Annotated in this window: 21 protein-coding genes; 9 read left to right on the forward strand and 12 right to left on the reverse strand. The window is 61.0% G+C overall.

Annotated features, from left to right (window positions below):
- Positions 1 to 14: 14 nt before the first annotated feature.
- Positions 15 to 1019 (reverse strand): sugar ABC transporter substrate-binding protein, encoded by a 1005-nt coding sequence (locus BSK43_RS28275; protein ID WP_136687318.1) that lies wholly within the window; start codon positions 1017 to 1019, stop codon positions 15 to 17.
- Positions 1020 to 1420: 401 nt separating this feature from the next.
- On the opposite strand from BSK43_RS28275, the gene BSK43_RS28280 reads away from it, so the two are divergent.
- The 3 genes from BSK43_RS28280 to BSK43_RS28290 all read left to right on the forward strand — a co-directional run bounded on the left by BSK43_RS28280 (position 1421) and on the right by BSK43_RS28290 (position 5411).
- Entirely contained in the window at positions 1421 to 2467 is a 1047-nt protein-coding gene (locus BSK43_RS28280) for a substrate-binding domain-containing protein (RefSeq protein ID WP_077468059.1), read from the forward strand.
- Between the two features lie 69 nt (positions 2468 to 2536).
- Complete coding sequence (locus tag BSK43_RS28285; RefSeq protein WP_077468060.1) at positions 2537 to 3742, forward strand: acyl-CoA dehydrogenase family protein; 1206 nt, start codon at positions 2537 to 2539, stop codon at positions 3740 to 3742.
- A gap of 181 nt (positions 3743 to 3923) precedes the next feature.
- Positions 3924 to 5411: a nucleobase:cation symporter-2 family protein gene (locus tag BSK43_RS28290; protein WP_136687320.1), complete on the forward strand. Its 1488-nt coding sequence runs from the start codon at positions 3924 to 3926 to the stop codon at positions 5409 to 5411.
- Positions 5412 to 5523: 112 nt separating this feature from the next.
- Here the strand turns inward: BSK43_RS28290 and BSK43_RS28295 are convergent, their stop codons facing one another.
- The 8 genes from BSK43_RS28295 to BSK43_RS28330 form a co-directional block, all read right to left on the reverse strand.
- The gene (locus tag BSK43_RS28295; RefSeq protein ID WP_077468061.1) at positions 5524 to 6741 is read right to left on the reverse strand and encodes an SfnB family sulfur acquisition oxidoreductase; all 1218 of its coding nucleotides are present in this window, start codon (positions 6739 to 6741) and stop codon (positions 5524 to 5526) included.
- Between the two features lie 174 nt (positions 6742 to 6915).
- Positions 6916 to 8214: an FAD-dependent oxidoreductase gene (locus tag BSK43_RS28300; RefSeq protein ID WP_077468062.1), complete on the reverse strand. Its 1299-nt coding sequence runs from the start codon at positions 8212 to 8214 to the stop codon at positions 6916 to 6918.
- A 138-nt stretch (positions 8215 to 8352) separates the two neighbouring features.
- Positions 8353 to 9609: an ABC transporter substrate-binding protein gene (locus BSK43_RS28305; protein WP_077468063.1), complete on the reverse strand. Its 1257-nt coding sequence runs from the start codon at positions 9607 to 9609 to the stop codon at positions 8353 to 8355.
- A gap of 52 nt (positions 9610 to 9661) precedes the next feature.
- The gene (locus tag BSK43_RS28310; protein ID WP_077468064.1) at positions 9662 to 10090 is read right to left on the reverse strand and encodes a hypothetical protein; all 429 of its coding nucleotides are present in this window, start codon (positions 10088 to 10090) and stop codon (positions 9662 to 9664) included.
- The gene (locus BSK43_RS28315) at positions 10087 to 11142 is read right to left on the reverse strand and encodes an aldo/keto reductase (protein WP_068393005.1); all 1056 of its coding nucleotides are present in this window, start codon (positions 11140 to 11142) and stop codon (positions 10087 to 10089) included. Before BSK43_RS28315 ends, BSK43_RS28310 begins: the two co-directional genes overlap by 4 nt.
- A 6-nt stretch (positions 11143 to 11148) precedes the next feature.
- Positions 11149 to 11502 carry a TIGR04076 family protein gene (locus tag BSK43_RS28320; protein ID WP_077468065.1) on the reverse strand — a complete coding sequence of 118 codons (354 nt, stop codon included), beginning with the start codon at positions 11500 to 11502 and terminating at the stop codon, positions 11149 to 11151.
- A 1-nt stretch (position 11503) separates the two neighbouring features.
- Complete coding sequence (locus BSK43_RS28325) at positions 11504 to 11992, reverse strand: DUF3830 family protein (protein ID WP_077468066.1); 489 nt, start codon at positions 11990 to 11992, stop codon at positions 11504 to 11506.
- Positions 11989 to 12723 carry a GntR family transcriptional regulator gene (locus tag BSK43_RS28330; RefSeq protein WP_077468067.1) on the reverse strand — a complete coding sequence of 245 codons (735 nt, stop codon included), beginning with the start codon at positions 12721 to 12723 and terminating at the stop codon, positions 11989 to 11991. The genes BSK43_RS28325 and BSK43_RS28330 overlap by 4 nt, the downstream gene beginning before the upstream one ends.
- Positions 12724 to 12843: 120 nt before the next feature.
- Between BSK43_RS28330 and BSK43_RS28335 the strand changes: the two genes are divergently transcribed.
- From BSK43_RS28335 to BSK43_RS28360, 6 genes are all read left to right on the forward strand, one after another.
- Positions 12844 to 13641 (forward strand): ABC transporter ATP-binding protein, encoded by a 798-nt coding sequence (locus BSK43_RS28335; RefSeq protein WP_077468068.1) that lies wholly within the window; start codon positions 12844 to 12846, stop codon positions 13639 to 13641.
- Positions 13638 to 14387, forward strand: a complete 750-nt coding sequence (locus BSK43_RS28340) for an ABC transporter ATP-binding protein (RefSeq protein WP_077468069.1) — start codon at positions 13638 to 13640, stop codon at positions 14385 to 14387. Before BSK43_RS28335 ends, BSK43_RS28340 begins: the two co-directional genes overlap by 4 nt.
- A complete protein-coding gene (locus BSK43_RS28345) occupies positions 14384 to 15292 on the forward strand; it encodes a branched-chain amino acid ABC transporter permease (protein ID WP_077468070.1) in 909 nt (302 codons plus the stop codon). The genes BSK43_RS28340 and BSK43_RS28345 overlap by 4 nt, the downstream gene beginning before the upstream one ends.
- A complete protein-coding gene (locus tag BSK43_RS28350) occupies positions 15289 to 16272 on the forward strand; it encodes a branched-chain amino acid ABC transporter permease (protein WP_077468071.1) in 984 nt (327 codons plus the stop codon). Before BSK43_RS28345 ends, BSK43_RS28350 begins: the two co-directional genes overlap by 4 nt.
- 215 nt (positions 16273 to 16487) lie before the next feature.
- The gene (locus BSK43_RS28355) at positions 16488 to 17003 is read left to right on the forward strand and encodes an ATP-binding protein (RefSeq protein ID WP_077468072.1); all 516 of its coding nucleotides are present in this window, start codon (positions 16488 to 16490) and stop codon (positions 17001 to 17003) included.
- Between the two features lie 286 nt (positions 17004 to 17289).
- Complete coding sequence (locus BSK43_RS28360) at positions 17290 to 18855, forward strand: GMC family oxidoreductase N-terminal domain-containing protein (protein WP_077468073.1); 1566 nt, start codon at positions 17290 to 17292, stop codon at positions 18853 to 18855.
- Between the two features lie 130 nt (positions 18856 to 18985).
- Here the strand turns inward: BSK43_RS28360 and BSK43_RS28365 are convergent, their stop codons facing one another.
- The 3 genes from BSK43_RS28365 to BSK43_RS28375 are packed head-to-tail and all read right to left on the reverse strand — an operon-like array spanning position 18986 to position 22289.
- The gene (locus tag BSK43_RS28365) at positions 18986 to 20512 is read right to left on the reverse strand and encodes an aldehyde dehydrogenase family protein (protein ID WP_077468074.1); all 1527 of its coding nucleotides are present in this window, start codon (positions 20510 to 20512) and stop codon (positions 18986 to 18988) included.
- Entirely contained in the window at positions 20509 to 21318 is an 810-nt protein-coding gene (locus BSK43_RS28370) for a creatininase family protein (protein WP_077468075.1), read from the reverse strand. The genes BSK43_RS28365 and BSK43_RS28370 overlap by 4 nt, the downstream gene beginning before the upstream one ends.
- A complete protein-coding gene (locus tag BSK43_RS28375; protein ID WP_136687322.1) occupies positions 21315 to 22289 on the reverse strand; it encodes an ABC transporter permease in 975 nt (324 codons plus the stop codon). Before BSK43_RS28375 ends, BSK43_RS28370 begins: the two co-directional genes overlap by 4 nt.
- Positions 22290 to 22296 lie beyond the last annotated feature (7 nt).

The following is a 22296-nucleotide window of genomic DNA, read 5'->3' on the forward strand; positions in this document are numbered from 1 at the left end:
CGCCGGTTCACGTATCAGCCGATACCGAGGCTTCTGACGATGTCGGCGACGTTGCCCTTGTTGGCGAGGAGAGCAGGTACGTAGGTCTCGCGCGGCAGGGTCTGTCCTGCGAGCAGCTTGGCGACGTTGCGGATCGCGGTGCGGCCGATCTCCGCCGGTTGCTGGGCTGCATCGGCGCCAGCAGGCGAGTTCGGATCGGCGACCAACTGCAGCACTTCCGGGCTGCCGTCGACGCCATAGGTGCGGATTTCCGTGCGGCCGGCGGCGGCAAGCGCCTGCGTGGCGCCGAGCTGCGGAATATCCCAGGCAGACCAGATGGCCTTGATCGAACCCTTTTCCGGATATTTGTTGAGGATAGCGGTGATTTGGGTGAAGGCGTCCTGGACCGTGTTGGGAATGACATCCCGCAGTTCAGGTTGAATGATCTTCACCTTCGGGAAGTATTTGACGACATTGACAAGCTGATCGTAGCGGATCGCGCAGGGCGTGACGCCGTAGAAGCCGTTGAAGGCGATGATATTGCCTTCGCCGCCAATATCGGAGACGAGCTGCAGCGCCAGATCCTTGCCGATGCCCCAGTTGTCGGATGTGGTGTTGTTGATCGAATTGGTGGAACCGACATCGACGGTCAGAACGGGAATGCCCGCATCCCGTGCCTTCTTCAGCCACGGATCGATGACGCTCAAGGTGCCGAGGATCTGGACGATCGCATCCGGCCGCTGCGCGATCAGCGTCTGCAGCTGCGACACCAGCTTGCCGTCGTTGCGGCCGGCATCAACGGCGATCGGCGTGCCGCCGAGCTTCTTCACTTCGTCGATCTGGGCATTATAGGCTTGCAGATCGAAATAGTGGTCGGTGCCGGTGGCGCTGATGGCGATGCGCTTGCCTTTCAGGGACAGGGCGTCGTCGGCAGCCGCTGCCTTGCTCGAAATGAGCCCGGCGGTTGCCAGCGCTGCTCCGGCAGCGGTCAGTTTCAGAATATCCCGGCGCCCAAGGCCGGTCGTGTGTTCGTTGGTCATGAAAGCATCCTCTCCAGCAATCCATAAATTCCAATAGGATACAAAATAGATAGATTTTGACATTTACGGAGGAACGTTTTTCCAAAACCGGAGCGGACAGGGGAATTTCCGTGGGTTGCCTGCCCGAAGCACAGGTCGGTGTTTCTAGTCGACGAATAGAGTAGGGGCTGCGGTCAGTTATTTCCGACCGAGGAGCATCAGGCTATCGGTCACGTGACGCTCGCTTTGAAGGCAAGGCCTTGCCGCCAAGGCTTCCTCAAACGAACAAAGAATCTCCGAAGACCGCCAAAATCGGATGATTTACTCTACTAAAAACATAGGGATTATATCTAATAATTGCACACGTCGCGGGGGTTCCGTCAGACGACGTTCCAGATTTATTGAACGCGAGGTTCGCTACTATGAAGTCCCTTCTACGGCTTGCCCTGTCAGCCACCGCCATTCCGTTTCTCTTCACGCAGGCCGCGATTGCCGGCGGTGTGAATGGCGCTCCTGCTCCTTTCGACAAGGGCGGCGTGAAGGTCGCTTTGATCAGCTATATTTCGGCTGGCGACTTCTTCCAGGCCTATCAGGCGGGTGCCGAGGCGCAGGCCAAGGCGCTCGATATCGACCTGCGCGTCTTTCCAGGCCGTCAGGATGCCGCCGAGCAACGTGAGCAAATCCTGCAGGCGATCAACCTCGGCGTCTCCGGCATCGTCATCGATCACGGCCTGCCGGAATCGCTGAGTGACGTCGTTCAGCAGGCGCTGGACAAGGGCATCAAGGTCGTCGCCTTTGACGTCAATCTCAACAATCCGAAGATCCCGCAGGTCGAGCAGAGCGACCACGAGCTTGCCGATCTCGCCTTGAAGCAGGTCGTCAAGGACAACGGCACCAGCTTCAAGGCAGGCTATGTCTATGTTGCCGGCTTTGCGCCGCTCGACCGCCGCAACGAGGTCTGGGACACCTTCAAGAAGGCAAACGCCGGTGTTGTCGAAAAGGCCCGTTTCGGCAATGTCAGCGACACCACGGCAACATCGACGACCGACCAGGCAAAGGCGGCGCTGGCGGCAAATCCCGATGTCAGCGTTGTCTTCGCCCCCTATGACGAATTTGCCCGCGGCGTGAAGCTCGCCGCCACTGACCTCGGCATTGCAAGCAAGCTGAAGATCTATTCGGCCGATGTCTCCACTGCCGATATCCAGGAGATCGTCGAGCCCGGCAGCCCGTGGGTTGCGACCGTCGCCACCAATCCTGCCGTTGTCGGCGCCGTCTCCATTCGTGCCGCTGCCCTGCAGATCGCCGGGCAGGATGTTCCGCATCAGATCAGCGTCAAGCCGACACTGTTGACGCAGGAGGCGCTGCGTGCAGCCGGGGTCAAGACGATCGAGGAACTGGCGAAGAAGGTGCCGGCCTTCAGCACGAGCGATGCGGTGACCGCAAGCTGGATCCCGAACAAGCTTTTCTAGGTTGCCCGCCTCGAACTGCCGGCGGGCTCATGTGCCCGCCGGACCATGCCAAAGAACCGGAGTGATATCATGAGCCAGTCCAACGTCGTCTTTGCGGGCCATCGGAATGCCACGCGGGAGGACCTTTTCGCCAGCGCCGAGGAAATTTCGGCCGATCTTTCCAAGCGCGCTGCCGAACTCGACCGGGAGGGCCGGCCACCGCTTGGCGAAATCGTCAAGCTGAAGAATGCCGGATTGCTGAACGCGCTGCATGCGCCGGAGATCGGCGGTGGTGGCCTCGATTGGGTCGATGGCTTGCGGCTGACGCGTATCCTTGCCCGCGGCGAAAGCTCCATAGGCCAGCTTCTCGGCTATCACTATGTCAACAGCCAATACGTCTATTGGGGTTTCGATGAGGCGCGCGCCCAGGAACTCGGCAACAAGACGGTCGCCAACAGCCTCTATTGGGGTGCTGCCGTCAATCCGCGCGATCCCGGCCTAGTACTCTCCCGCCGTGGTAACGGCTATGTTCTGAATGGGCGCAAATCCTTCTCCACGGCCGCGCATGTCTCCGACTACATCAACGCCAACGCGGCGCTTGACGACAAGATTGTCGGCTTTGCCGTCCCCACAAGCCGGGCAGGCTATAAGGCCAATGACGACTGGGACAACTTCGGCCAGCGCCTGTCCGACAGCGGCAGCGTCGAGTTCCATGACTTCCCCGTCTACGAAGAGGATCTGGACAAGGTCGGAACGAGTGGCGGCGCAGCGCCCGTATTGGCGACATTCAATACGCCACTCATCCAGCTGGTTTTCGTCAATTTCTATCTCGGAACCGCTGAAGGCGCTTTGCGCGAAGCGGTCGATTATGTCCGCACGACCACGCGGCCTTGGGTGACCTCCGGTGTCGAGCGGGCAGCGGATGATCCCTATATTCTCGAACGCGTCGGCGAGCTGACGGCTGCTTTGAAGGCGTCGGCGGCGCTTGCCGACAGCGCAGCCGCTATCGTTCAGGCCGGTCTTGCCAAGGGACACAAGGCGACCGCGCGCGAACGCGGCGAAGCTGCGGCCGAAGCCTATGCGGCGAAGGTGAACGCCACGCATGTTGCACTCGACGTGACCAATCGCGTTTTCGAGCTCACCGGTGCGCGCTCGACGGCCGAGAAGTTTCGCTTCGATCGCTTCTGGCGTAATGTGCGGACACATACACTGCACGACCCGGTGTTCTACAAAGCCAAGGAAGTCGGTGAATTCGTTCTCAACGACAAAATTCCCGAGGTCAGCCTCTACAGCTAACTGCCTTCGGCGCCGCCCATGCGGCCATCATATCCATCCTGCCGGTGCGGTATCGTAGGCCGGCAGGACGGGCCGATTGCCAGCGCTTCCATAAGGTGTTTCGCATTTTTCTATAAAGTCATGCGGGGTTGAGCACCGTAACCTGTATTTCTCGTTCGGAGGAAATGAGAAACGCAAAGGTATGGAGGAGTTTACCTTGGCAGCAACCACAGAGGAAAATACCACGCATCTATCCCCTGAGGATGAAAAGCTCAGCCTCGGCGCCAATCTGGCCTATGGGCTTCAGCATGTTCTGACGATGTATGGCGGCATCGTCGCCGTTCCGTTGATCCTCGGACAGGCATCGGGTCTTTCGGCATCGGACATAGGCCTGCTGGTGACGGCTTCGTTGTTTGCTGGCGGCCTGGCAACCATCCTGCAGACGATCGGAGTGCCGTTCTTCGGCAGCCGTCTGCCTCTCGTACAGGGCGTATCCTTTTCCGGCGTCGCAACGATGATCGCCATCACCGGACATGGAGGAATCCAGTCCGTCCTCGGCGCGGTTATCGCGGCTTCCTTCCTGGGTCTGGCGATCACGCCGGTATTTTCGCGCATCACGCGCTTCTTTCCGCCGCTCGTCACCGGCATCGTCATTACGACGATTGGCCTTACGCTCATGCCGGTCGCTGCAAACTGGGCAATGGGCGGCAACAGGAGCGCTCCGGATTTCGGCAGTCAGGCCAATATCCAGCTCGCCGCCGCAACGCTCGTGATCGTATTGCTGCTGAGCAAGCTCGGCAGCGCGTCCATATCGCGGCTCTCGATCCTGCTGGCCATCATCATCGGCACCGGCATAGCCTATGTCTCGGGCCTGACTGATTTCTCGCAGGTAGCGAATGGGCCTTTCATCGCCCTGCCGAAAATCTTCCACTTTGGTTATCCGATCTTTGATGCGGCCGCGATCATCTCGATGTTCATCGTCATCATGGTGACGCTCGTCGAGACCTCAGCCGATATTCTTGCGGTGAGCGAAATCGTTGGCACCAAGGTCGATGCACGTCGGCTTGGCGACGGTCTGCGCGCCGATATGCTGTCGAGCATCCTAGCGCCGTTCTTCGGTTCCTTCACGCAGAGCGCCTTTGCCCAGAATGTCGGGCTCGTCGCGGTGACCGGCATCAAGAGCCGCTATGTGGTGGCGACTGGCGGGCTCTTTCTTGTCGCTCTCGGGCTGCTGCCGGTGGTGGGCCGGATCGTGGCGGCGGTTCCCAGCTCCGTCCTCGGCGGCGCGGGGCTCGTCCTGTTCGGAACGGTTGCCGCGAGCGGGATCCGAACCCTCGCCAAGGTCGATTACGAGAACAACATGAATCTCATCATCGTCGCGACCTCGATCGGCTTCGGAATGATCCCGATCGCATCGCCGACCTTCTATGAACATTTTCCGGCCTGGGTCATCACGATTTTCCACTCCGGCATCAGCTCTGCGGCCTTGATGGCCATTACCCTGAACCTGCTGTTCAACCATCTGAAAATAGGTAACTCGGATCAGCAGTCGGTATTCGTTGCCGGAACCGAGCGTCTGATCCGGTATCAGGATATCGCGGTTCTCCATGACGGTGACTATTTCCTGAACGGCAGGCTCTTTGATGCCAGCGGCACCGAGGTTCCGCTGATCCCGGCCGAAGCCCATTAACGACCAGCAACCCGCGGCGGCGACTTGCGGGCGCTCTTACGCTCTCAAGCCGCCGTCTCTGGGCATTTGATGACTGGCTATACCAATAAATGGGAAGACGCTTCCCCCTCGGTCAGAGCGCGCCATTCTTCGGGGGGATGACGTCGTTCAGATGATAGTTGCCAACGACGTGATATTTCCAGCGCACGGGATCATGAAGCGTATGGGTGCGGGCGTTGCGCCAGTGGCGGTCGAGGTTGAGGTCCAGCTTGACGGACGACGTCCCGGCCAGTTCGAACAGCGTATTCGTCGCTTCGATGGCGATTTCCGTCGTCAGCACCTTCGCCGCGGCGACCGCCAGCGTTGCTTCTATCACCCTCTTTTCTGTTGTTTCGACCTGGGCCGCATCCACCTTTCGGCCGGCGCGCTCGATGGTCGCGGTCGCGGCTTCCAGCCGGATTGCTATTTGTCCGATCTTGGCGATCGTCAGCGGGTCTTCCGACGCGTGCTCCACGCCGCTATCCATCCAGGGGCGCGACTTGGTTTTCACGAAATCCAGCGTTTCGGCAAAGGCGGCTCTGGCTATGCCAAGGTCTACACCGGCATGGATGATCTGCCCGACCGAGCCGATTGTCGTCGACCTTTCGAAACCCTTGTGATGAAGGACGACATGGTCGGCGTTCACATAGACATTGTTGAGGACCGTGGTGCCGCTGCCGGTGGTGCGCTGGCCGAAGCCATCCCAATCGTCGATAATATCGATGCCTTCGGTTCCCTTGGGAACGAAGGCCATGACCAGCTTGTCGCTTTCATCAAGGGCGAAGACGGTGACCCAATCGGCGAAGAGAACGCCCGTCGAATAGAATTTCCGTCCATTGATGCGGTAGCCGGGGCCGTCACGGGTGATACGGGTATTATAGTGGCCGACCGTTTTCGTGCCGCGTTCCGATAGCGCATTGCCGAAGCGGTCGCCGGCCAGGGCACGGCCGAAAAAGTAACGCTTCTGATCTTCCGAGCCATCAACGCGCAATGCTTCAAGGATGTAGAAATGGTTCTGCGGGATCTGGCCGATCGAGCCATCTGCTTGCGCCAGAATGGCGGTGATTTCCGCTAGCGTGGCATTCGAGACATCCAGGCCGCCATATTCCTCGGGAACCGTGATCGCCAGCAATCCCGATTGCGCCAGAATATCCATCTCGGCGAAGGGAAGCTGCCTTTCGCTGTCGCGGTCGGAGGCCGCGGCGGCAAAATGCGCGGCAAGCTCGCGTGCCACAGCCAGCGCCTGCTGTTCCGTCTCCAGCAACGTGGCCTGCGGATGCGTCGAGTTGAGATGGTGCAATTGCGCGTTCATGGGCCGACTCCGATTTCATTCGGCGCCACGATGCAGCATTCAAAGGCGCGCTACGAGGAAAGCCATTTCGTTTTTACCGAGGTGCCCGGTTCGTGTTTTCTTTATCTATAGAATGAATAGATAATATCTGCGTTGGGAGTCATATCGCAGATGAGGATTGCCTGCGTCTGCCGGTCAAAGCCGGCTCGTTCGCCAGTCGTCAAAACGGGCATGTGCAAGCACGAGCGAGGCGACGAGGGGAGTAAACCCATGAAAAGGTAAGGCGCGCGCAGTTTTGAGAGGGATCGGCAGGGACGCGGCAGGTTCGTCAAGCGCCAGTCTGGCAAGCACCCAACCCAGCTGCGCCGTCATCGCGATACCCCGGCCATTGCAGCCGATACCGCCGAAAAAGCCGTCGCCGAAACGATAAAGATGCGGCAGGAAGTCCGGCGTCATGATGGCAACGCCGGTCCAGACGATCTCTACGCGCGGGTGGCGGGGAAGGTGGAGTTCAGACACCAGGCGATCGACGACGGCCCGCCCAACCCGCTCGAAGGCACCTATCGGGTTGATGGCCATGCCGCCGCTAATCAGCCTGTTGTCGCGATCCAGCCGGTAGGTGAAGAGATTGGAACGGGTGTCGCCAACCGGCCGACGGTGGGGCGCAATGCGCGCGACGGTTTCTGCGTCGAGCGGCTTGGTTGCCACCTGGTAGACCCGGAGCGGCACGCCGGTGCGCCCCATGCGCGATGCGATGCCGCCGGTAAAGGCATTGGTGGCGAGAATGACCTGATCCGCCTCGATCTCCTTATCAGCGAAGGTGATCAGCCAGCCTTTGCCTAGCCGAACGATCTTCTCGACCAGGCTCTCTTCGCAGATAGTGCCGCCGCGCCGGGTTACGGCCTGCGCCAGGCCGTAGAGATAATTCAGGGGATGGATGGTCCCGCCGGAATAATCGATCAACCCGCCGGAATAGATCTCCATTCCCGTCTCGGCCTGGATCTCGTGCGCATCGAGGAATTCGACGGGACGGCCGAGCTCTGCCCAGTCGCGGGCGCGTTGCCTCAGAACATCCGCCATGTCCTCGCCATAGGCCGGCTGCAGCCAGCCGGTTTGCGCTGCGTCGCAGGCAATCCCTTCTTCTGCGATCGTCGCATAGACCTGATCGGCGCCCGTTCCGACGAGCGACAGGAGGGCATCCGCCTTGTCGCGGGGCAGCTTCTGACGAACCGTGGCTGGATCTGCCTTGGCAAAGTTTGGGACCACAAAGCCGGCATTCATGCCGCTTGCGCCGGCCCCCAACCGCGCAGCCTCGAGAACGGTGACGGAGCGGCCGGCGCGGAGAAGATGGAGCGCGGCCGTCAGCCCGGTGAAGCCGCCGCCGATCACGACAACATCGCAACGCGACGGTGCCCCGTGAGCAAGCTCAGGGGCAGGGCCGGCCGTCAGTGTCCAAAGCGTCGGATTGGTGGGGCGAGCAATATGGCTAGACATTCGCGGATATTCTTCCAAAACCTACGCCAGATAGCCGGCCCGATATGCCAGCCACCGAAAGAGATTGCTCAGGAGTTTTCAGAGGCAAGGCGCTCCGATCGAAACGCCTCGCAGTTTTGTAAGGTGAGGACGCTGAGCTTACTTGATCTTGTCCTTGAGCGACGAGACGTCATCCATCGACAGTTCGCCATCGGTCGCAACCTTGCCGTCGGCGATCTTCCAGAGACGGAACGGGCCGGTGATATCGCCATATTGATCGAAGGAAACCGGCCCGATGACGCCCTCGTAGCGGATCGGCTTGCCATCCTTGATGAGATCGAGGGCCTTGGCGAACTCCTCCTTGCCGGCATAGATCGGCGTGCCCTTCGGATCGACGACCTTGAACATCGCATCCTTCAACTTGGATGTGTCGTCGCCGGCGATCGCCAGGGCCAACCCGACGATGGCGCCGGCATCATAGGCACGGTCGGCGGCCGGATTGGAGGGTTCGATGCCCGAGAATTCCTTGTAGTTCTTGTTGAAATAGTCGGTCGATGGCGTCGGGGTGGTGCCCGAGGAGGTGCCGTAGGCATCCTTCAGGTAATCGGCGCCGACGGAATCGATAAAGTCCGGGCTGTTCATGCCGTCATTGAGCAGGAATTTCTGCGGGCCGCCCTGCGAGATCCAGGTGCGGGCAATGGTTGCGCCGTCGACCGGCGTGCTGACCAGATAGAGACCATCCGGGCTGCCGGCCATGCCGGCGGTGACTTCCGAGGCGTAGCTCGACTGCTTCTCATTATAGGGCGTGGTCGAGACGATCGTGCCGCCGAGCGCCTTGTAGGCCTTGGAGAATTCCGCAACCATGTTGACGCCGAAGTCGCTGTTGACATGGATGATCGCCAGCTTCTTGAAGCCCTTGTCGATGGCATATTTCGCCGCCGCGATACCCTGCAGAGAATCCGAGGTGATGGTGCGGAAGAAGATGCCGTTGGTCTTGCCGTCGCGGCCGAGCGCCGTCAGCGTCGGCGAGGAGGCGGCAGGCGATACCTGCACGATCTTGGCAGGTGCGGTCACCGAAGTCAGGATCGGGATCGTCACCGAAGAGATGATGCCGCCGATGATGGCCGGCACCTTCTTGACCTGCACGAGCTGTGTCGCCGCATCGACGGCGACATTGCCCTGGCTCTGGCTGTCGCGGGTATCCGTGGCCAGATCGCAGCCATGCACACCGCCGGCGGCATTGATGTCGCGGAAGGCCATCTCGACGGACTTGGCACCCGCCTGGCCGTATTCGCCGGCCGGGCCGGTCAGTTCCATCACCAGGCCGACGGTCACCTTGCAGTCGGCAGCATTGGCGGCACCGGCCGCGGCCAGAAGAGCCAGGGCCGTGGTGATCTGAAATATCGTTTTTTTCATCTTTGTTCCCCTTGTTCGGTCAACGATTTTCATTTTGGTTTTTGAGAACCTGTCAGTTGTCCGGCATCTGCAACCAGGTTTCATGCAGATGCTGCCATTCGACGCCGTTGGGTGCCGATGAACTTGCGGTAAAGAGCGCGCTTGCCTGGCGCCGGCTGTACTTGCCGGCGCGCGACTGGGCTTCGACATAAGTCAGGACGATGGTGTCCCCGGTTTCGTAGCTCGCGCGGATATCTGAGATATCGATGGTGAAGTTGCCCTGAAACGTCGCCCGATTTGCACGGATGAGCTCTATGGTCTCGGCGCGGTCGAACATGCGGCCGGTCGGCGGGATCATGTGAAAGGCCCCGCCGAAGGTGCGCTCGCAGCGGCCGAAATCGGTGCTGTCGGCGGTTGCAGCGTCGTACCAGGCTTCGAAGAAGCGATGGAAATCAAGAACTTCGGCACTGGCCTTCTCGAATAGTGGTGAACCCTGGCTCATTTCTTCCCCGCATTCAGGTTGTAGTGCATGATCGAACCGTGCCGGCCGGTGCGGTCGCGTTCCAGTGTGTAGACATCGCCTTCCGGCCCACGGGCTCGGTCGATGATCGCTGCGATCTGCCGGCGGTCTTCGTCGGATAGTTCGATATCCATGATCTTCGCGTTGGCGAGGGCGTGCGCCTGATTGCGGGCGCCGACAATCACGGCGGCGACGAGCGGCTGCTCCAGCACCCAGGCGCTGGCGATGGTGGCGATGTCGACACCGTGCCGCGCGCCGATTGTCTTCAGCGTGCCGAGCAGCGACTGGAACAGGTCCCAACCGCCGAAATCGTCGATGATCAGCTTGTATTTGACCAGCGACCGGTTTTCGAGCGGCATCTCCGGCTCGGGCTGTCCCAGCCATTTGTCGCTGAGGAAGCCGCCGGCCACAGAGCCGTAGCAGAGGAATTTGACGTTGTTTTCCCCGGCGAGTTGCGCGAGCCCATGGGTGGGTCGCTGGTCGAGAACCGAATATTGCAGCTGCTGGCTGACCAGGGGGATGCCGGCATTGAGGATTTCGGCGATATGCGGCGTGTCGAAGTTCGTCGTGCCGACATTGCGCACCTTGCCTTCGCGGCGCATCTCGTCAAGCCAGCCAAGCGCGTCGAGATAGCCGGGCAATGCATAGTCCCACCAGTGGAACTGGACGAGATCGATCTGCTCGGTTTTGAGCTTGCGCAGCGACTTGTCGACGATGCCGCCGATATAGTCACGGTCGATGGTGGCAAGCTTCTCCAGATCCGGCACAAGCTTGGTGTGCACCTTCATGGCTTTTGCCGCTTCGGCGCCACGCTCGTTGAAAAGCCGCTCTCGCGCCTCGCCGATCAGCTCCTCGACGCCGGTATAGATATCGGCGCAGTCATAGGTGCGGATACCGGCATCGAAGGCAGCGATCAGATCGGTGACGGCCTGCGATCGATCGACGGCGCCATGGCCTCCGGCCAGCTGCCAGCCGCCGCGGATGACGCGCGAAATCCTGTATCCGGGGCTCAGTTCGAAGGTCTGGGCATGCATCTGTCTTCATTCTCCTTCGGGCAACGGCACGGCCGTTGTTTCGGCATGGCTGAACCGCCGCTTGCCCGTCCTGACGATCCGCAGCCGGCTCGCGCAGTTCGGGTCGGGGCAGGCGATTTCCGCGTCCGAGGTCATCCAGTCATTCTTGTGGGTCGGTCGCTGTTTCGCCGCCAGTAAGGGCAGCACGGCGGAAATGGAGTAGATCGAGAAGCCCTGGCCCGGTGGCAGCGAGAGCATTTCGCCCTTGAGTTCGAAATAGTCACCGGCCTTGGCGCCGCAATAGATCGGCTTGCCTTCGGGGATGACGGCCTCGACACGAAGATCGAAGAGTTCGAAACTGTCGTCGGCTTCCGTTGCCATCTCAGATCTCCGCGCGCTCGAACGTCACGTCGCAGGCACCGTTGCGGCGGATGATGCCGCAGGCGGCGGCGAACTGCTCGCGCTCCTCTGGCCGGACCTGCGCGACGACGCTGCCGGCAAGCCAGCCGATGGGGAAGAGCAGCCGCGCACCCGGTCCATAGAACAGGCCGATGTCGAAGATCGCATCGGGATTGCCGCCCCACATGCGCGGCGGAACGTAGCTCAGCACGATATCGCCGGGCTGCGGCGTCAGCGTCGCGTTTTCAGCCGGCAGTGCAGCGGCATAGGAGGCGCCCTTCAGGTGTGCTGCAGGGATCGGGCAGGAAATTTCCGGTCCGGTCCACATCGCATGAATGCCGGGAACGATGCGGGGCTCGCTCAGATAACTCCAGAGGAAGGCGGCGTTATCGGGCGCCTTGGCGTCGAGAAGTGGTGCGAAGACGCTAAGGCCGGAGCGTGGTTCGGAAATCTTGATGGCGCGTTGGCTCATGCGGAGGTGCCTTTCTTGGAATCGGCTTCCAGTTTGTTACGCAGGAACACGAAGGGGCGGCTGATGTCGGCGACCAGTGCTTCGCGAGCCTCCCTGGCGTCCTGTCTGGCAAGTGCCTTGACGATGGTGCGGTGGTAATGGGCCGTGTCGACTTCGCCGGCATCCGAGAAAGCGTAGATGGCGACGCGGATGCATGGCCCCGATTGCAGCCACAGGCTCTCGATCATCGGGATCAAGACGGCCGAGCCGCAGGCGCGGTAGATTTCGAAATGGAAGGCCTGGTTGAGCGTCACCTCGCGGTCGACATCCTTCTTTTGCTTCAGCGCGCGCATCTCGTCCCATTCGCCGAGCATGGTCTCGATGGTCGAGATCTGCTTTGCGGTCATGCGGGTCGCCGCCAACGCAATAGCCTCGCCCTCGATCAGGATGCGGGCGCGCAAGAGGTCGTCCATGCGCTCCAGCGTGATGGGCGGCACGCGCACGGAGCGGTTGGGGAGGGCTTCCAGCGCCTTTTCGGTGATCAGTCGCCCGAGAGCTTCGCGCACCGGCATGGTGCTGGTCATCAGCGCATCGGCCAGCCCCCGGATCGTCAACACCTGGCTGGGTTCGAACAGGCCGCCGATCAAAGCACGGCGCAGCTCGGAATAGACACGATCCTGAACGGTCTCACGGCCAACGGGCGCAAGCTGTGCGGCAATCGGATCGCTCTTTTCGGCGGCGGCCTTTTGCATTCGAAATCCCTTTTTGGCTTGCGGAGAAGATTAAAGCTGATTAGCGTGATCAATGCAAGTGTGATCACAAATCAAATAATCAGGGTGCGGCATTGACCGTTTCCCGACCAGAGGGATCTCATGAGTACGACAAGTGAACGGCAAGGGGAGGAAGCCCGGCCTGTTCTGAGCGCCAGGAATGTGGTGCGGCGTTTCGGCGGCGTCACCGCCGTCAACGACGTTTCATTCCAGATACGGCAAGGCGAAATTCTGGGCCTCATTGGCCCCAATGGCGCCGGCAAGACGACGATGTTCGATCTGCTGGCCGGCAGCGTTGCGCCGAGCAGCGGCGAAATCAGTTTGAACGGCGCGTCGGTTGCAGGCGAGGCGGCTCATCGCCGTATCGGCCTCGGCCTCGGCCGAACGTTTCAGATTCCACGTCCTTTTCCCAATCTGACGCTTCTCGACAATGTCATGCTCGCTGCCCAGGGGCAGTCCGGGGAGCGGCTGCTGTCGAATTTTCTGCGTCCCATGAAGGTTGCTACGCAGGAGAAGGCGGCCCGGGCGAAGGCCATGGAGTTGCTCGATCTGGTCCACCTGACACGGCTGGCGCATGAGCCTGCGAGGGTGCTCTCGGGTGGCCAGCGCAAGCTTCTGGAGCTTGCCCGCGTGATGATGGCCGATCCCGCGCTCATTCTGCTGGATGAGCCGGCAGCCGGCGTCAACGCGACGCTTCTTGAGACGATCATCGACCGCATCCGCGACATCAACCAGCGCGGCGTCACTTTTCTTCTGATCGAGCACAATATCGATATGGTCACGCGCCTGTGCCATCGCGTCCTCGTCATGGCGAGCGGCCAGCTCCTTTGCGAGGGTACGCCGGATGAGGTGGCCCGCGATCCGCGCGTCATCGAAGCCTATCTGGGAGGCGCTGCATGAGCGAGCCCGTCCTCATTGTTCGCGATCTCGTCGCCGGTTACGAGCCCGGCGTGCCGATCGTGCGTGGCGCTTCGATCAAGGTCGCCGAAAAGGAGATTGTCGTCGTCCTTGGGCCCAACGGCGCCGGAAAGTCGAGCTTTATCAAGGCAATTGCGGGCCTGGTTCCGATCGAAAGCGGCAAGGTGGAGCTAGCCGGTAAGGATATCACGGGTGCGCCTGCTCACACCATGGTGCGGCTCGGTCTGGCCTTCGTGCCGCAAACAGAAAACGTCTTCCCGCTTATGTCGGTGGACGACAACCTTAAAGTTGCCGGCGGCATCCTCAAGGCGAAGGAAGTGCCTGCCCGTATCGAGGAAATGTATACGACCTTTCCGGATCTGGCTCGTCATCGCCGCATTGCAGCGGGAAATCTCTCGGGCGGGCAGCGGCAGATGCTGGCCGTCGCGCGCGCCCTCATCGTGCATCCGAAGCTCCTCGTGCTTGATGAGCCCTCCGCTGGTCTTTCGCCAAAATTTGTCTCGATGGTCTTTGAGATGCTGACCGATATCCGCAAGTCGGGCGTCACCATTCTTCTGGTCGAGCAGAATGCCAAGGCTGCCCTTTCGATCGGCGACCGAGCCTATGTCCTCGTCGAGGGTAAGGACAGGCATGAGGGGGTAGCATCGGAGCTGTGGAACGACCCTGTTGTCGCCGAACTCTATCTCGGCCAACGCCCAACCGTCTCTAAAGCAGGAGGTGCGGCATGAACCTGCAATTCATCGTCGACGGCCTGCTGACAGGCTCGATGATCGGCCTTGGTGCCATCGGCGTGACGCTGACGTACTCGATCCTGCGCTTCTCGAATTTCGCCCATGGCGATTTCATGGCCTGGGGCACCTATGCGACGCTGGCTGTCGTCAGCGCCATCGGCGCGATCTTCGGCAAGGTCGCGCCGATCGGGCCGTTGTCCTTCGGTTGGCCGTTAATCGTGGCGGTCATTATCGCCATGGGCTTCACCGGCCTGCTCGCTCTGTCTCTGGACAAGATCCTGTTTTCCAGGCTTCGATCCAAGGGGCAGTCGATCATCGTGGTCATGGCGAGCTTCGGCGCTTCCATGGCCCTGCGCAGCCTGCTCGAATTCCTCTTCACCTCGCGGCCGACCTATTTCAGCCGCGCCATTCAGATCGCCATGCCCGTCGGCTTCGGCATTCGCATCACGCCCGACCAGATCGTGCTTCTGATCGTCACGGCATTGCTCGTTCTCGGCGTGCATATACTGATCACGAAAACCCAAACGGGCCGCTCCATGCAGGCACTTAGCCAGAACCCGGCACTTGCGCGTGTCGTCGGCATCGATGTGGCCAAGGTGGTCCGCGTCACCTGGCTGATCGGCGGGGGCTTGGCCTGCGTTGCCGGGGTCATGATCGGCATTCTCGTGCAGATCCGCCCGCTGATGGGCTTCGACATGCTGCTGCCGATGTTTGCTGCGGCCATTCTCGGCGGCATCGGCAGCGTGCCGGGCGCTGTCCTTGGCGGCCTGATCATCGGTCTTGCCGAGGCCGGTGCGGTTCAGCTCATCGGGGCGGAATGGCGCGCCGCCGTCTCGTTCATCATCCTGATGGCGGTGCTGTTCATCCGGCCCATCGGCCTTTTCGGAGTAAGGGAACGATGATGGATATTCTCGGCTATGGCGCATTCTTTCTGACGACGGCGCTGATCTTTTCCTTCATCACCCTTGGGCTGAACCTGCAATGGGGTCTGACCGGTCTCTTCAACGTCGGTCTTGCCGGTTTTGTCGCCATCGGTGCCTATACGTCGGCGCTTCTGACGACGCCGGAGTCCGCAGGCCGCCTCGGCGGGTTCGATCTGCCGATTGCTGTCGGCTGGCTCGGCGCGATGGTTGTTGCCGGTCTTGCCGCCGCTATCATCGGGGTCGCGACGTTGCGGTTGAAGTCGGACTATCTCGCGATCACCACCTTCGGCGTGGCTGTCGTCGTCCAGCTTGTGGCGCTGAATGCGCAGGGCCTGACCGGTGGCCCCTTCGGCATCGGCTTTATACCGCGTCCTTTCGCCAGCCTTGCTGAAACGCCATTGCTTTTCAACTTCGCCAATCTCGGCGTCGTGGTTGTGGTGTTGTTGATCGTCTATCTGGCGCTCGAGCATCTGTCGCGCAGCCCTTGGGGGCGCGTGCTGAAGGCGCTGCGCGAGGACGAGCGCGCCGCCGTTTCGCTCGGCAAGAGCGCCCGCTTCTATCGCGTCCAGGCCTTCGCCGTCGGCGGCGCCATCATGGGGCTTGCCGGCGCCCTGCAGGCCCATTTCATCGGCTTTATCGCGCCGGATAATTACGTTCCGATCCTAACTTTCCAGGTCTGGGTCATGCTGATCGTCGGTGGCTCGGGTAGCAATAAAGGCGCGGTTATCGGCAGCGTCGTGGTCTGGGCGATATGGGCAGGCTCCGGCGCATTGACGAGTGCGCTCGTCTCGCCGGAACAGCAGGCGCGGGCCGCATCCCTGCAGATCGTGGCGATCGGCGTCATGCTCTGTATCATCCTCTTGATGCGTCCTGGCGGCTTGTTCGGGGATATGCCGCGACGCCGCCGCTCGGATGCGCAGGAGTCATTGCCGAAAACAGGCGAGAGGGGTGCCTCCTGACGGATTTGGCGGAGCCGATGTAGGTGATGTCGGTTCGAGGTTTGACGACGCAAAAACCTATGATACTGAGAGACATGGACAAGGTTCGCAGCACAGCCATGCAGATTATTCTCGCCATTCACTGAATGGTGGGTCGGATGTCTTTGTCCAGTAAATCAACCCGCCCTCGAGGCGGGTTTTCCATTTCCGTCTTGCGGGCTTTCCCGGAGTCGGAAATGTCAGACCAAGAATTCAGCGACGTCCCCCAGGCCACCCATCGAGCGACACTGCATATGCTGTGCGGAAAGATCGCGGCTGGAAAATCCACCCTGACGGCTGAGTTGAGCCGTATGCCATCCACCGTGGTCATCAGCGAGGATTTCTGGCTCAGTCGCCTGTTTGGCCCAGAGATGAAGGATGTTGGGGACTATATCCGCTGCTCGCGCCGGCTGCGCGATGCCATTGGCCCCCATATTCAGGAGCTACTGCGCATGGGACTGTCGGTCGTGCTCGATTTTCCGGCAAACACGCCCGCCATGCGTTCATGGATGAGAACGCTTTTCGAAGCGGCGGGAGCTGATCATTGCCTCCACTTCCTCGACGTGCCCGACGAGGTCTGCAAGGCCCGCCTTCGCGCACGCAATGCGGCCGGCACGCATGACTTCGCCGCCTCCGATGCAGAATTCGAGCAGATCTCCAGCTATTTCGTCGCACCCTCGGAACCGGAAGGGTTCAAAGTCATTCTATCGTAGGTATAAAAAACAGAGGCTTGCCGATGATCGATAGCATCAGCGTTTTATCGGCAAGTCCCAACTGTAACTGCAAACCAGCGACAATTTCCAAGCCGACTTTGATGTCTCTGCCGTAGCGATGCGGCTTTGACGTGGAGCAACATTGAGCAACATAGTTTCATATACAAAATAACATTTACATATAAACCGATATATGTTCATCTTGATCTCGTCGGTCTTCCTGTGATCGATTGTAGGGAGAGCGTCGCGTAGCCATTATCCAACGAACAGAACGGGGAATGACCGCATGCCTTATGACGTCATCGTTGTTGGTGCCGGAGCCGCAGGCGCAGTGCTTGCCGCCCGATTGACGGAAGATCCGAACAAGAAGGTGCTGTTGCTGGAGGCCGGCCCGGATTATCGCAGCAGCGAGCAACCCGCAGAGATGCAAAGTCCGAACCCGTTCAATCTGCTTTTGCCGCGCCGCTTTCAGGACGCTTACATGTATCCGGATCTGATGGCGCGGCGAACGAGCAGGCAGCCGTACCGTGTCTATTGGCGCGGCAAGGGCATGGGCGGCTCGACTGCGGTCAACGGTCAGATCGCCATTCGCGGCATGCTGCATGCCTTCGATCGCTGGGCCGATATCGGCTGCAGCGGATGGTCCGGCACCGATGTGCTTCCCTTCTTCAACCGCCTCGAAGAGGATCCGATCGTTGCGGATTATCACGGTCGCAGCGGGCCTACTCCGATTTATCGCGCTCCGGTCGAGACATGGGGCAATGTCGACAAGGCGATGCGCGAGAGCGCACTGGCCCTTGGCCATGTCTGGAACGACGATCTGAACGATCCCGAAGCTGACGGCGTGTGCTGCTATCCCATTAATAGCCGTGGCGGCAAGCGCGTTTCGGTCAATGATGCCTATCTGGAGCCGGCGCGTGGCCGTGCCAATCTGACGATCGTCGGATCGGCGATGGTGGACAAGGTGATATTCGATGGCCGCAGGGCGACCGGGGTAAGTGCCATCATCAATGGTCAGGCGAAGACATTTCTTGCGCCGCTCGTCATTCTTTCGGCTGGCTCCATTCACTCGCCGGTCATTCTGCAGCGCTCCGGTATCGGTCCGGCCTCGTTGCTGAGGAAGCGTGGGGTGGAGGTTATCGCCGACCTGCCGGTCGGCGAGAATTTTTTCGATCACCCTTACTGCCGCATCGAGCTCAAGCTGAAGAGCGAATTCAAGGCGACCGACGTCGATGCGCGGCATACCAACTGCTGCGTTCGCATGAGTTCGGGTCTGCCGGGAGCTGAGCGCGACGATATTCTCTTCGTGTCGATGAACCATGGCGGGATCGGCGTCGAGTCGGATAGCGCGCAGTTCGGCGAGGCAATGATCAACCTGATCCTCATGGAGGCCAAGAGCCGGGGTTCGGTCTGCCTGCGGTCCGCCAATCCGTTCGATCAGCCTGTCGTCGACGAGAACATGCTGTCCCATCCGCTTGATCTGGCGCGTATGCGTGACGGCTACCGCCATCTCGGCAAGATGGCGGCGCAGGCATCGATCCAGGCCATCACCGAAAGCATATTGCTTGGTGATTCCGATCAGCCTCTCTCGTGGCTCGATACGGCCAGCGATGTGGCGGTGGAGGATTTTCTGCTGACACAATCTTCCGATGCGCAGCATGGTATCGGCGGCTGCAGCATGGGGCGGGCAGGAGCCGGCGTTGTCGATCCGGACTGCCGCGTCAATGGTTTCGAAGGTCTGCGCGTCATCGACGCCTCGATCATGCCGCTCGACTGCCAAGCCAACACGAATCTGACAACCATCATGATCGGCGAGAAAATGGCCGATAGGCTGCGTCGGGCCTTCCGCTAAATGCGGAAGGGGGCGGCGTAACGCAGCTGCCGTGCGACAGACTATGATTGCTTTCCCCACCTGGCCTTCGCTTCTTTGTAAGCGAAGGCCGTTTTTTATCTCGCGCCGGTATGGGCCGGTCGCATCTGATTTACCGTGAGATATCGATCGTCATCGTCTTGAGATCGCACATATCCATCAACGTGTGACGGCCACCTGTACGGCCGAGGCCGCTCTGGGTTCCCGCTGCGCCGCCGGCTGGAATATGCGGCTCCCAATAGCAGCTCTTCTCATTGACGTTGACGATGCCGACACGAAGGCTTTCGGTGAAGAAGAAGGCTCTCTTGATCGTGTTGGTGAAGACTGCGGCCGACAGGCCGTAAGGGCTGGAGGCTGCAAGCTCCAGTGCTTCTTCATCTGTGTCGAATGTCAGCACCGGGGCGACAGGGCCGAAGGATTCCTCGACGTTCAGAAGGCTTTCTGGCGTCAGGCCGGTCACGACAGTCGGTTCGAAATAAAGATTGGTGGGCAGCCCGGAAGCGATATTGCCTCCTGTCACAACGCGGGCCTGACGAGCATGGGCATCGGCCATGTGGCTCAGGATCTTGTCGAGCGAGGCGGCGTTGTTGAGCGGCCCCATCGTCGTCGATGGGTCGAAGGGATCGCCCATGCGCACCTTGCCGGCCGCCTTGATCAGCCCGTCGACGAAGCGATCATGCACGGATCTGTGAACCAGAACACGTTCGGTCGCGGTGCAGATCTGCCCGGCATTGGCAAAGCAGCCGGCGCCGATCTCGGCGGCGGCCATGTCGATATCGGCATCGGCGAGCACGATGGTCGGGCCATTTCCGCCCATTTCGAGCAGCAGCGGCTTGCCGGCACCGCGGCGCGCGATCGTTGCACCTGTCGCAGAGCTGCCGGTAAAGCCGATCGCATGCGTGCCCGGATGGATAACCGCTTCGTCGCCCACTTCCGCGCCATCACCGAGAACGAGGTTGATGACACCATCCGGCAGACCGGCTTCGATCATGCATTCCATCAGCGCTACCGCGATGAGCGACGTCGTCGGTGCGGGAACCCAGACGACGGTGTTGCCGGTCGCGACTGCGGGGCCGAGATAATAAAGGCAGGGCAAGGCCGCCGGAAAATTCCACGGTGTGATGATGGCGAAGACGCCCTTCGGCTGCAAGAAGCTGAAGGCGCGCTTGTTGGCATCGGCGACCGGGAAGGCCGCCGTTTCCAGCCATTTGATTTGTTCGGCAGCGTTGCGGAAGCCGAGTGCTGCCGCTGCAACTTCCCCCTTTGCCTCGGCATGAAAGGGCTTGCCCTGCTCGAGGCACAGGAGCCGGGCGAGCTCCTCGGCGCGGCGATCGATTGCGTCGGCAATCTTCATACATAGGGCCGCGCGGGCAAAGACGCCCATCCTGCGCATGGTTTCGCGCGCGGATTCCGCGGCAGCCACCGCACGCCCGACATCGGCGCGGGTCGACAGTGCCAGATATCCCAGCCTCTCGCCGGTTGCCGGACTATCGACCGCAAGGAATGTGCCGGCGCTGCCGGCGACCCATTGCGAGCCGATGCGGTTGAGGCCGACGCGTGCGCCGACTTCCGTTTCCTTGACAACGGGTATGCCGCGCAGGTTGGGGCCGTCGATCGAGGATTTGAAATGGAATGTCATGGTAAGCTCCTTTGGCCGTAGTCCGACTGGATCTTGAGGATTGTGGCGCGGCTGCGCACGACAGCGGCGGCAAACAGGGTTTCGCCCGCTTGTCTCGATGCCTGCGACGGGGTGCCGATGACGCCATTCTCGCGGATCGTTTCAAATGGCCGCCAGACGGTGACGGCCGCGCCGGCGAACAGATGCGGATCAGGCCAGGAGGGCGGGGTCGTGCCTTCGGGGATCAAGGATTCGCGAACGCTTGCCGGGATGACGTGCATCATCAGGGACGTCTCGAGCGCGCAGGCATGGCCCGTGCCCCCGGCCGCATCGGGCAGGACTTCGTTCGCCACGTCCACGATCAGGTCGAAATAGGTGAGGCCGGCGGAGGTGATGCCGCGTTGGCCAAGTTTGGTGATTGCCACCTGCATGGCGGCGCGGTTGCCGCCATGTCCGTTGAGGATGACAGGCAGAAAGCCGTCCTCGGAAAGGCAGGTGCAGAGATCGACGAGAACGGCGATTAATGTGTCCGGGCTCAGGCTCATTGTTCCCGCAAAGGCGCGATGATGATGGGAAGAGCCATAGGCCAGGGGTTCGCAGACGCGCATGGTCTCTTCGCCTTCGGCCGCAGCGAGCGCCACGGCATGGGCAAGCCAGATGTCGACGCCGAGCGGCAGGTGTGGGCCGTGCTGTTCGACTGCGCCGACCGGCAGGATCGCGACCGGCCGCTTCGGCCCGCTTTCGCTGAGCATCTTTGCATCCGGCGAGGTCATGAAGGCGAAACCGGCGGCGCCCTTGGTGCTGGTTTTATCGTTGGAAGAACTCATCGCGCGGCCTCCACGAGGCGAGCCTTCGCATAAGTCATGCCGGCATCGGCAAGGAGTGCTGCGATGATGATGGCGCCCTTGTAAAGCTCCAGGCTCGACGGGTCCGTGCCGAAGATGCGCAGCGCGGTCGTCAGCAGGCTGACGATCAGCGCGCCGACGACGCCGCCCCAGACCGTGCCGCGCCCGCCGAAGATGCTGGTGCCACCAAGAACGGCAGCGGCGATCGCATCGAGCAGCAGTGTGGTCCCGCCAATATTCGGCGTCACGACAGGAACGCGGCTGATCATGACGAAGGCGGTCAGAAAGACGAAAAGGCCGGATGCGCAATAGACGAGGATGATGTGCCTGGTGACCGGGATACCGGCAAGTTGTGCTGCCGCGGCGTCCGAGCCGAGGGCATAGGTTCTGAGCCCGAATGCGCTGCGGCGCATCAACACGGCAGCGATCAGGACGATGATGAGCGTTGCGAAAATGACGTTCGGTATCCCGAAGCTGCGCTCGATGCCGATGAATTTCAAGGCCGGCTCGCGCAGCACCAGCACCCCCTTGGAGGCGACGCCGAGCGTTGCCCCCTGTAGTGCCACCATGGTCGCAAGCGTCGTGACGAAAGGCGGGATCCTCAGCAGCGCAATGACGAGGCCGTTTAGAAGGCCGACAAGGAGCATGGTGACGAGTGCGATTGCGAGCGCGCCCGGCAGGCCGAGGCCTGCATCGATCAAGGTCGCGATCAACACGGCGCAGAAGGCAACGCCGATGCCGGCCGAGAGGTCGATGCCGGCTGTCAGGAGCACGATCAGTGCTCCAAGAGCGAGCACCGCAATGGGGGTCGCCTGCGACACGATATTGATCAGGCTCTGCGCCGAAATCACGCGCGGGTCGGCGGCACTGAAGACCACCAGCAGCAACACCAGCAGGATTACCGGCGAAAGGTCGAGAACGCGCCTCAGTCGAAGGTTGTTTGTCGTCGTCATCGTTGGT

The organism is Rhizobium sp. P44RR-XXIV (genome assembly GCF_001999485.2).
In the GTDB taxonomy this organism is placed as follows: Bacteria; Pseudomonadota; Alphaproteobacteria; order Rhizobiales; family Rhizobiaceae; genus Rhizobium.